The 2195-nt window shown below is 43.5% G+C and carries 1 protein-coding gene; it reads right to left on the bottom strand.

Annotated elements, in window-relative coordinates; translation table 11 throughout:
• The coding region (locus tag NJ959_RS28820; protein WP_256529967.1) for a caspase family protein at positions 1-2195 on the bottom strand (2195 nt) is incomplete at both ends.

Below are 2195 nucleotides of genomic sequence, written 5' to 3'. Positions count from 1 at the left end.
ATTGGTATCAACTTGGAGAGTAGTAGGTTTATCGCTGCCTGCGGCATCGCGGCTAGCCCCAGCCCCTACATTACCACGACTATTGCTGCTATTGATATCATCCAGTAAACCATCGATCGCAACAGCAGGCTCATTTAGCTCGCCTGACGCATCCAAGGTAACTGGTCCGGTGGAGAGTCCCCGGGATCTGGCTACGGCTTGTATAGCTTGGAGTGCGGCACGTAAGGGGGTTCGACTAGCAAGAATCAATACCTCAGCTACACCTTTTGGCTCTTGCGCTACCAACTTAAATTTATCCTGTTGAGGATCGGGAATTTTTACTGTTTGATTTGCCTCAACCAATGTTACCTCCACCGCCGCAGCCCATTCATTGGGAAACAGTACGGAAATTTCTCCAGCAGGATCGATCGCTAGTACGGTGAGATAAAGGGCGCTATTTTCGTTGTTGGTAACTTGTAGCTGTACTGATGTGCCCAAAGGCAATTTTTGCCCACTCAGAGGAACTGATGATGGTTGATTATTACTCGTTCCTCGATTAAGACTGCCGCGAATTGTAAAGGAACTCGCAATAACTGATTCACCTCCCTCCGGAACCATTGACGCGACTAAGTTAATCCGCGAAGAATTGGTATTTAGAATAGTTTTAACAATCCGAGCGGCGAGGAGAGATTTTAGTTTTGAACCCAGGCGTTTGATGGCATCTGTGACGGTTTCTCCATTCTTACCAAATGAGTTAGGGATTAACTCTAATCCAGGATAAAATAAGCCCAAACTTTCTAATTCTGGTAAATTTATTCCTGCTGATAATCCTAATTGTTGGCGATAGATATCAGTCATGCGACCGAAAATATATTGCACTTCTCCTTGTTGCAAAGGTAATGGTTCGATCCGCGATATACGTTGCAAAAGTTTTTGAGCCAAATTTGCCTCATTACCCAAGGAGGGATCGAGACCAATTGTCAATGTTAAATCAGTAGAAATACTTCTAGTACTTTCTTGTAAAAATGCTCCTATTTTAGCTGTATCTAATAGCCTAGCTTGTCCCACCAAACCTTTGCGGGATTCTAACTCTACTCGCCCCTTTTGGACACCTTCACTATCAACCACAGAAAGAATTGCACCGGATTGAAAGGCTGATAAACTATTAGGATCGAGTCCCCCCAACCACAACTCTGCTCGATTGCCGTCAACTTTAGTAATCACAGCTTCAGCAGGAGGAGTTTGTTCGTTGATAAAGTAAACGGGGTTACCGCCATAATTACTACCCGGTTTTAACTCCATCAAAGGTTCCTGACTGGTGAAAGAATATTTAGTGGTACTACTGGCAATAGTGGGAATAGTATTAATAAAGGATGCGTTAGCAGTTTGTTGCCAGAGATATTGTGTCATTAAATAAGTAAAAGCACCTGCATAAAAGTCATTAAATGACGCATCTGCTGCTAGTTGATCTCGTTTTGTAGAAGCAATAACTACACCTTTAGCCACTCCAGCCATACGGCGTTTCTTAAATTCATCTGGGGAAAGATTTAACTTAGTTAACCATTGTTGTTGGTAATTTCGTTCCTCCTCTAGAGGTTCGAGTTGAGAACCACCACTACGCGATCGCACTCGGAGGTTTCCTCTCGTCCCACCGCCAGAGTGACAGCTATCTAAAACAACTGTAACATTCTCGGTTTGCAGACCAGACATGAGCAAAAATAAAGTATGTCCCATGATATCTGAAACAGTACCTCCTTGGCTGGGAAATCCTCCTGGCAAAATACCATCTATGGGGACGAAAGTACTGTTAAGACAATCGGGAAAGTCACAATCTAAATCTTTTACTTGAGAACCATGTCCAGAGAAATGATAAACTACCACATCTCCAGCTTTGGCTTGCTTGATTAAATGTTCCTCGAAGGCATTGATAATCCCCTGACGAGTAGCTTGCCCATCGGTGAGGATGACAATATCTTTAGGATTAAAGCCAAATCGGTGAATTAGTAATTGCTCCTGCAACTTGACATCGGTGACACAGCCTTGTAATGGAGAATTTTGGTAAGCATTAATTCCCACTAATAAAGCTAGTTTGCGAGGGGTATTTTGGGCGAGAATCCCGGCGTATCTCTTGCCCAGTATCTGAATATCCAATTGACTCAACCCTAATGTTGCCAGAGTCGAGCCAGCAAATTGCAAAAAGTGACGGCGGTTAATCT

The organism is Limnofasciculus baicalensis BBK-W-15, assembly GCF_024178385.1.
Classification (GTDB): domain Bacteria; phylum Cyanobacteriota; class Cyanobacteriia; order Cyanobacteriales; family Coleofasciculaceae; genus Limnofasciculus; species Limnofasciculus baicalensis.
Note: the sequence above shows the minus strand (reverse complement) of the source record. Positions and strands in the feature narration are given on the sequence as shown.